This is a genomic window from Micromonospora sicca, from assembly GCF_003172935.1.
GTDB lineage: Bacteria > Actinomycetota > Actinomycetes > Mycobacteriales > Micromonosporaceae > Micromonospora > Micromonospora sicca.
In genome coordinates, this window is the sequence record NZ_QGKS01000397.1 from 1 (window position 1) to 7,823 (window position 7,823).

Sequence of the window (7,823 nt, forward strand, 5' to 3'; positions counted from 1 at the left end):
ACACCCCAGGAGACCAACCCGAAAGGGCCGGTCAGCCAGGTGCCGCACACGGTTCCCACCACCACCCCGCGACGCCCTCACCGGGTCCGCGGGGCAGCCCTCGGCCACGGCTTCCACCGCCACGTGCACGCCACCCCGATCACCGACCGGAGCGGTAGTGCCGGCCGGATGTCCGGCTTGCCGAGGATCGCATAGGGAACCAGAGACGCTCATCCGTCCCTGGCTGGCGGCGAATCCGGCCAGCGGCAGGATCACTTCGCTGGGGATGGGCGGGAAGAGGTTCTCCAGCGCGACGGCGAGCCCGGCGCCGGGGCCGCCGAGGCGTTCGACCAGTCCGGTGACCCAGCCGACCGGCCCCTCGGAGGCCGGCTCCGCGGCCCTCGGGGCGGCGGCAGCGGGGACGAGGGCGAGCTGCGCGGTTCCGATCATCCGACAAAGTTACGGTACGTTCCGACGGTCGACCATGGAATCGGTCCGGGTGCCGGGAACGACAGTGCGCGCGGATGCTGCGGCCCGGGTCCGGCTGGGCGGCAACGGTACGCCTCGGCTGAGCCGGCTCAGCCCTCGTTGCCGCGGCCACCCCGCAGCTGCGCGTACGCGGTCAGCAGCTCCTCCAGCCGGGCGGCGGTGTCGGCGTCGATTCGCTCGTCGTCGACCGCCTCGGCGACGCGTTCGCGCAGGTCGGCGATCCGCTTGGCGCGGTCCTTGGGCTTGCCCCGGTCCAGTTCGGCGGCCTTCTCCCGCAGGTCCTCGGCGGTCTTCGGGTCGACCTGGCCCCGCGCCTCCGCCTCGGCGAGCACGTCGGCGAACGCGGCCTCGAGCTGGCGCAGGGTGACCGGCGCCGGCTGGGTCGTCGGGTCGGAGGAGGGCGCGGAGGTGGCCGGCTCGGGCGGGCTGGACGACTCCGCGGTGGATTCCTCGACCGGGGCCGCGGTGGTCCGGTCGGCGGCCGGCGGGTTCTCGGAGCCGCCGTTGAGCGCGAGCATGCCGACCAGGCCGAGCAGCAGCGCGAGACCGGCGGCGACCAGCACGCCGAGCAGCCGGTTGGACGGGGTCGCCGGCCGTTGCGGCGCCACCGGTGGCACCGGGCGGACGGCGGCCGGCGCCCGCTCGATCAGGGTCGGCGGCTGCTCGTGCCGGGTCACCGTGGGCAGGATGGCGGTCGGCGGGTCGGCGGGGTGGCCGGCGCCGAACCGGGTGGCGAGCTGGGCCGCGGTGGGCCGGCGGGCCGGATCCGGCGACAGGCAGGCCAGGGTGAGTTCGGCGATGTCGGCGGGCAGCCCGGGGACGCGCAGCGGCGGCACCGGGGGGCGCCGGGCCTGCACGTCGAGCACGTCCTCCCAGGTTTGCACGGGCAGCGGGGCCCGCCCGGTGACGGTGCGGTAGAGCAGGGCGCCGAGGGCGTAGACGTCGCTGGCCGGGTTGGCCGGGCCGGGCGTCATCCGCTCCGGAGCGAAGTAGGCGGGGGTCCCCATCATCAGCTCGCCGGTCTGGCCGGCGAGCGGGTGGCGTGGCCCGGCCAGCGTGGCGATGCCGAAGTCGAGCACCTTGGCGCCGGTCTCGGTGAGCATCACGTTGCCGGGCTTGACGTCTCGGTGCACCACGCCGATCCGGTGCGCGGCCGCGAGGGCGGCGGCGACCTGACCGGCCACCCGGACGGCCTCCGGCCAGGCGAGCGGGCCGGCGGCCAGCCGGTCGGACAGGTTGCGCCCCTCCACCAGTTCCATCACCAGGTACGGCACCACCGACCCGTCGGGCAGGGTTGCCTCGCCGTAGTCGTACACCTGGGTGATGTTCGGGTGGGTGAGCCGGGCCGCGGCCCGGGCCTCGCGCTGGATGGTGGCGCGCTGCTGCGGGTCGGCGGCGAGCTCGGTCGAGAGTGCCTTGACCGCGACGGGGCGGTGCAGCACCTCGTCGTCTGCGCGCCACACCTCGGACATCCCGCCGAGGCCGATGCACTCGCGCAGGACGTACCGATCGTGCAGCCGCAGCGTGGGCGTGAACGGCGACATGGTGCTCCAGTCTGCCTGCCGACCGCCGCCGCTCCCAACCCGGTGCCCGGTTCGGCACCGGATAGCCGTCGGTGGGGTGATCCGGGGGGTGCCCGGGTGGCCCCGACCACCCGGGCGGCGCCGGTGACGGGATTCAGGAGCAGGCGGGCGGCACCGGCGCCGGCCGGGGCTCCATCAGGTCGGCGAGCCGGCGCAGCGCGCCGGCGGCGGCCAGCCGGGTGGGCGTCAGCCGGGCCGGGCGGGGGCGGTCCGGGCGGACCGGCGCGTCGGGCCGGGCCGAGTTGACGTGCCGGGTCACGGCGTCGACGGCGAGGACGAAACCGGTGGACTGTTCCATGGTCGGCTCCTTCAGGCGGGACCGGTGGAGGTACGGACGATGAGGTCGGTGCGGAGCAGGACGTGGCCGGCGGCCGGGTCGGCCGGGGGCTCCAGGAGGAGTTCGGCGGCGATCCGCCCCTTCTCCTCGGCCGGCTGCCGCATGGTGGTGAGCCCGGCCGCGGCGGCCTCGGCGATGTCGTCGAAGCCGGTGACGGAGACGGGGTGCGGAAGGCGGTGACCGGCCTCGGCGAGCGTGTCGAGCACTCCGAGGGCGAGCACGTCGGAGCAGGCCAGCACCGCGGTGGGCGGGGCGTCGCCGGTGAGCGTGGCGGCCACCGCGGCGGCGCCGGCGGCGCGGCTGTTGCCGGTGGCGTTGAGCACGGTGAGCGCGGACCAGTCGACCCCGACGGCGGCGAACGCGTCGGCGAAGCCGGCGAGCCGGCCGCGGGTGGTGGGGTGCGGGACGTCCCCCGGGCCGGCCAGCCGCAGCGGTCCGGGTGGGGTGTCGGGCAGCACGGTGTCGCCGAGGAGGGCCACCCGCCGATGACCGAGGGCGGCCACGTGCTCGGCGACGGTGCGGGCGGCGGCCCGCTCGTCGATGCCGACGTAGCGGTGCGCCGGGTGGGCCGCCTCGGCGACGGCGGTGGTGACGTAGGGCAGGGCCCGGCCGCGGATGGCTTCGAGCGCCCACTCCTCGTCGCCGGCGCAGTAGACGCAGAAACCGTCGACGGCGGCGTTCTCCACCGCGGTGCGGGCGAGCGCCGGGTCCGCGGGCAGCGGGACCAGCAGCAGGGCGGCGCCGTGCCGCTCGGCCGCGCCGCTGAGCCCGGCCAGGAAGCGCACCGCGAAGGGGTCGGTGAAGGCGTACGACAGCTGGGAGGTGAACAGCACGCCGATCGCGCCGACGAAGCCGCGGCGCAGCGACCGGGCGGTCGGGTTGGGCCCGGGGTAGCCGAGCTGCCGGGCGGCGTCGAGGATCCGGTGCCGGAGGGCGGCCGAGAGCTGGTCAGGGCGGCTGTAGGCGTTGGAGACGGTGCTGCGGGACACGCCCACGGCATTCGCCACGTCCTGCAGGGTCGGCTTCACCGCGACGCCCTTCTGGATCGATTCAGTCTGGATCGATCCAGAGGTTACCCGCACGTGGGAAGGGACGTCAATGCCGGGCCGGATGATCCGGGAACGGTCAGCGCCGGTACAGCTCGTCGGCGATCCGGCCGAGCAGCTCGGGGGTTCGCTCCGGCGGCTCGGCCTCCACGCAGAGCCGCTCCATGGCCAGGGCGTAGTAGTCGAGGTCCTCGCGCTTGTCCAGGTAGATCGCGCTGGTCAACTGCTCGATGTAGACGATGTCCGGCAGGTCCTGGTCGCCGAAGCGCAGGATGGTGAAGGCGCCCCCGGCGGCGGCATGCCCGCCGGCGGCGAAGGGCACAATCTGGAGCCGGACGTGCGGCGAGGCCGTCGCCTCGACCAACGCGTCCAACTGGCCGCGCATCACCTCCGGCCCGCCGATCGGCCGGCGCAGGACGGCCTCGTCGACGACCGCCCAGAGCTGGGGAGGGTGCGTCCGGCGCAGCAGCTCCTGGCGCGCCATCCGCAGGCCCACCCGCCGCTCGACCTCCTCCGGCGCGGCGCCGCGGTGGCCGAGCAGGATGACGGCGCGCGCGTACTCGGGGGTCTGCAGCAGGCCGGGAACGAACTGGACCTCGTACGTCCGGATCAGCGCGGCGGCGGCCTCCAGCCCCAGGTAGGACTGGAACCAGGTGGGCAGCACGTCGCCGTACCGGTGCCACCAGCCGGGGCTGTTCGCGTCGCGGGCCAGCTTGAGCAGCACCGCGCGCTCGTCGGTCGCCGAGACGCCGTAGAGGGTGAGCAGGTCGGCGACGTCCCGCTCCTTGAAGCCGACCCGGCCGAGCTCCATCCGGCTGATCTTCGATTCGGAGGACCGGATCTCCCAGCCGGCGCCCTCGCGGGTGACCCCGGCGCCCTCGCGGAGCCGCCGCAGCTGCGCTCCGAGCAGCATGCGCAGCACGGTCGGGCCGGTGGCCGGGCCGTCCTCGCGGGGAACCATCGTCACGTGGTCGTCCTTCGCATGCCGACACTCGCCGACCGGACGCCCCAGTCCGGCCGACGTGTAAGCATGCCATGGACCGACAGTGAGGTGGGCTCCTCCGGACGGCCGGATCAGTCCCGGCAGCAGCGGGACGCGGGGCCGGCGATCAGGTGGTCGAAGTCCCCGTCCCGGGCGCCGAGCACGAAGGCGGCGATCTCGTCCACCGTGTAGATCAGCGCCGGGCCCTCCGGGTGCCGGGAGTTCCGCATCGCGATGCCGGCGCCGTCCGGGAGTTCGGCCAGCTCGACGCAGTTCCCGCTCGGGTTGCTGCGACGACTCTTCTGCCACCGCAGCGGCGGCAGCTGAGTGATGGGTACGCCGTTCTGGGGCTGCTGCATGGGGCGTCTTCCTGTGCAAGAGCCAGCCGATGCCGCGGGAGGAGCGGTGGTGGCGACGGGGCGGGGTGTCGACAGAGGACGATGATGCACGTGCATCTGCTATTGCATCTGCACTGGACAGCGAGCATGATAACGCACGTGCGGTGTACTCATCCGTTCACTGTGGGTCACCCCGCTCTCTGCGCGGACCAGCGGAAAACCGCGTCGGCGACGAGCGGCAGAGGCACCGCCAGGAGGCGACCGACGGCTGTGGCGAAGGAGGGTGCGTGCCGGATCCGATGACCGTCGCGTCCGGTGTCTCCGCCGCTGGCGCCCTGGTCTCCGCCTGGCAACTGCGCCGCCGGGCGCTGCGGGCGGAGGCGGAGATCCAGCTCCTGCAGGCCGAACTGGCCGCCGAACGGCACGCCGCCAGCCATGACCCACTGACCGGGCTGCCCAACCGACGCGCCTTCTACCGGCTGGCCGCGACCCTGCTCACCGGCGCCGGCGGCAACCCGCTGATCGCCGTGGTGCTCGACCTCGACGACTTCAAGCAGGTCAACGACCGGTACGGGCACGCCGCCGGTGACCAGGTGCTGATCAGCGTGGCCCAACGGCTGGCCGCCTTCGCCGGCGACAACCCGGTCGCCCGGCTCGGCGGCGACGAGTTCGCCGGGCTGCTGGTCAGCCCCACCGTGGACCGGCGGTGGATCGAGCACGCCAGCCGGCGACTCTGCGACGCGCTCGCCGCGCCGATCCCGCTCGGCAGCCGCACCGTGCAGGTGACCGCGTCCGTCGGCCTCGCCCCGGTGCACGGGCCGACCCAGCTCGCCGAGGCGCTCCGCCGCGCGGACGCGGCGATGTACCAGGCGAAGAGCGTGGCCGCGGCCCGGCCGGCCCGGCAGCTCGTGGACACCCCGCACCTCGCCGAGCGCTGACCGGCTGATCAGTCCCACCGGCCCAGGTCGCGCAGCGCCCCGCGGGCCAGGGTGAACAGCCCGACCGGGGACAACAGCCCGTCCACGATCTTCAGCGCACGGACCCGCTCGGCCTCCGGCCGGTCCGTGTCGGCCGCGTCCCGCGCCCAGCTCCCGATGTCGTCGAGGGCGCGCACGCCCAGGTGGTAGGCCAGCCGGACCGGATCCGGATCCACCGGGCCGTAGCCGGCGAAGAACGCGGCCTGCTGGGCCGGGGTCACCGGCGCGAACGCCAGCACGCCGCCGAGCACGAACATCAAGTCGCGTTCCCGCGGCGCGAGCACCGCGTCGTCCCAGTCGATCAGCCAGACCCGCCCGTCCGGGTCGAGCAGCAGGTTGCCCAGGTGCGGATCGCCGTGGCAGACCACCAGGTCCGCCGGCCGCTCCCGCAGCTCCGCGCCGAGCCGGTCCACCCGGTCGAGCAGGGTCGACACGTCGTCGGCGGCCGTCCGCCAACGGGCCGCCACCTCCCGGGTCCACCGGTCGGCCGAGCCGTCCACCGCCCGCAGCCGACGGTCGGTGGCCCGGGCGGCCACGCCGACCGCCGCGTGGGTGTGGTCCTCCCAGGGCAGCAGCGCCGCCAGCTCATCGGTGGGTGCGACCGCGTGCGTCGCGGCCAGCACCTCGCCGTACGCCCGCCAGTGCGCGACGCCCATCCCGCCGTCCAGCGCCCGATCGGCGGTCAGCCACGGCACCACGGAGAGCCGGCGCCCCCCGTGGACGCTCCAGAGCCGGCCGTCCCGCGTGGTCAACGGGGCCACGATGCCCGGCACGCCCCGCGCCGCCAGGTGGGCCGTGACGCGCAGGCCCGCCGGGCTGCCGCCGCCGCTCAGCTTGACCGCCCACTGGGCACCGTCGGCGTCGGTGGCCCGCCACAGCCGCGCCGTGTCATCCGCGCCGTACGGCACCAACTCGGCGGCGACGAGGGCGAGACCGAAGTCCTCCGCCACCCAGCCGGCCAGTCGGTCGTCCCCGGCGATCGTCAGCTCACCCGTCACCGGATCACCGTGCCACCGCTCACCCGTCACCGCGAGCGGTTTCGCCGGTCAGCGCCAGCCACGGCGCACCCGTCGTCGCGAGCGGTTTCCCCGCCCGTCAGCGCCAGCCGTAGCCAGCGCGCAGGGCCTGGCCCACCCGGTCGAAGCGAGGCCGGTCCAGCACCGCGCCCTCGCGCCGGATGCTGTCCTCCCGCATGGTGAGGACCCGGTCGAGGCGTACCCAGCTCGGGCGGTTGTCCCGGTCCCAGGCGCCCGGCCCGAGCGCCAGCCAGTGCCGCTGGCCATCCCGTTCACTCTGGCTGGAGAGCATCAGCCCGAACAGCGTGCGGCTCTGCCGGCCCACCACCAGCACCGGGCGGTCCTTGCCCTGGCGGGGGTCGTCCTCGTACGGGACCCAGGTCCAGACGATCTCCCCCGGGTCGGCCTGCCCGTCCAGCTCCGGGGCGTACGCGAGCTGGCGACGCTGCAGCGCGGCCACCTGGCGGCGCCGCGCGACCTGGGCCGGGATCGGACCCGGCGTCCGGGTCGGCGTCGCCGTACCCCCGGTCATCCGGCCGAGCCGCGACGCCACATTCCTCAACAGACCTGCCACGGCCGGCAGCCTATCCTCCGGGCCGGGGACCCGCTGGCCGCCGCCCGGCGAAATGCGGTGGAGATACGGCGGAGGCGTCGGCGACGATCGCCGGGTGACCGTTCCCGCCCGGCAGGTCCGGGCCACCTTCACCGCCGACAGCATCACCGTTTACCAGGCGTACCCGCCGGAGATCGTCGAGGCGGCGCTCGCCGCCGGCCGGTTCGTGCCGCCGTTCAAGCGGGAGCGGATGACCTGGATCAAGCCGTCGTTCCGCTGGATGATGTACCGCTGCGGCTGGACGCGGAAGCCCGGGCAGGAGCGGGTGCTGGCCGTGGAGATCACCCGGGCCGGCTTCGAGTGGCCGCTGGCGCACGCCTGCGCCAGCGGCTTCGACCGTTACCTTTCAGTGAGCAAACGTGACTCATGATTGGCAGTCGTCCGTTGCCGGGCGACGTTGACCGGATGAACCGGTCTAGACGCTTCACGGCCCGCTGCCCCGCCTGCGGGTGCAGGTCTTACG

8 protein-coding genes and 2 pseudogenes are annotated in these 7,823 nt (G+C 74.8%); 2 read left to right on the top strand and 8 right to left on the bottom strand.

Annotated elements, in window-relative coordinates; translation table 11 throughout:
* From DKT69_RS40280 to DKT69_RS31080, 6 genes and pseudogenes are all read right to left on the bottom strand, one after another.
* Positions 1 to 429 (bottom strand): annotated as a pseudogene (locus DKT69_RS40280) (DedA family protein); the annotation flags it as partial.
* 128 nt (positions 430 to 557) lie between these two features.
* Entirely contained in the window at positions 558 to 2,012 is a 1,455-nt protein-coding gene (locus tag DKT69_RS31060; RefSeq protein WP_109804992.1) for a serine/threonine-protein kinase, read from the bottom strand.
* Positions 2,013 to 2,145: 133 nt separating this feature from the next.
* Positions 2,146 to 2,349 carry a hypothetical protein gene (locus tag DKT69_RS31065; RefSeq protein ID WP_109804993.1) on the bottom strand — a complete coding sequence of 68 codons (204 nt, stop codon included), beginning with the start codon at positions 2,347 to 2,349 and terminating at the stop codon, positions 2,146 to 2,148.
* Between the two features lie 11 nt (positions 2,350 to 2,360).
* Positions 2,361 to 3,416 (bottom strand): LacI family DNA-binding transcriptional regulator, encoded by a 1,056-nt coding sequence (locus tag DKT69_RS31070; RefSeq protein WP_109804994.1) that lies wholly within the window; start codon positions 3,414 to 3,416, stop codon positions 2,361 to 2,363.
* Between the two features lie 97 nt (positions 3,417 to 3,513).
* Positions 3,514 to 4,395: a Sco1979 family transcriptional regulator gene (locus DKT69_RS31075; RefSeq protein WP_375373579.1), complete on the bottom strand. Its 882-nt coding sequence runs from the start codon at positions 4,393 to 4,395 to the stop codon at positions 3,514 to 3,516.
* A gap of 113 nt (positions 4,396 to 4,508) precedes the next feature.
* Positions 4,509 to 4,775 (bottom strand): DUF397 domain-containing protein, encoded by a 267-nt coding sequence (locus DKT69_RS31080; protein ID WP_109804996.1) that lies wholly within the window; start codon positions 4,773 to 4,775, stop codon positions 4,509 to 4,511.
* Between the two features lie 266 nt (positions 4,776 to 5,041).
* Here DKT69_RS31080 and DKT69_RS31085 point away from each other — a divergent pair, with 266 nt between their 5' ends.
* Positions 5,042 to 5,692 carry a GGDEF domain-containing protein gene (locus DKT69_RS31085; protein ID WP_109804997.1) on the top strand — a complete coding sequence of 217 codons (651 nt, stop codon included), beginning with the start codon at positions 5,042 to 5,044 and terminating at the stop codon, positions 5,690 to 5,692.
* 8 nt (positions 5,693 to 5,700) lie between these two features.
* Here the strand turns inward: DKT69_RS31085 and DKT69_RS31090 are convergent, their stop codons facing one another.
* Complete coding sequence (locus DKT69_RS31090) at positions 5,701 to 6,729, bottom strand: phosphotransferase enzyme family protein (RefSeq protein WP_201749952.1); 1,029 nt, start codon at positions 6,727 to 6,729, stop codon at positions 5,701 to 5,703.
* A 97-nt stretch (positions 6,730 to 6,826) separates the two neighbouring features.
* Positions 6,827 to 7,321, bottom strand: coding sequence for a type II toxin-antitoxin system PemK/MazF family toxin (locus DKT69_RS31095; RefSeq protein ID WP_109804998.1), 495 nt, complete (start codon positions 7,319 to 7,321; stop codon positions 6,827 to 6,829).
* Positions 7,322 to 7,415: 94 nt separating this feature from the next.
* Between DKT69_RS31095 and DKT69_RS31100 the strand changes: the two are divergent.
* Positions 7,416 to 7,718 (top strand): annotated as a pseudogene (locus DKT69_RS31100) (DUF4291 family protein); the annotation flags it as partial.
* Between the last annotated feature and the right edge of the window lie 105 nt (positions 7,719 to 7,823).

Coding starts and splice junctions, on each gene's coding strand:
- DKT69_RS31060 (WP_109804992.1), bottom strand. CDS start 2,012: ATGTCGCCGTTCACGCCCACGCTGCGGCTGCACGATCGGTACGTCCTG.
- DKT69_RS31080 (WP_109804996.1), bottom strand. CDS start 4,775: ATGCAGCAGCCCCAGAACGGCGTACCCATCACTCAGCTGCCGCCGCTG.
- DKT69_RS31065 (WP_109804993.1), bottom strand. CDS start 2,349: ATGGAACAGTCCACCGGTTTCGTCCTCGCCGTCGACGCCGTGACCCGG.
- DKT69_RS31075 (WP_375373579.1), bottom strand. CDS start 4,395: ATGGTTCCCCGCGAGGACGGCCCGGCCACCGGCCCGACCGTGCTGCGC.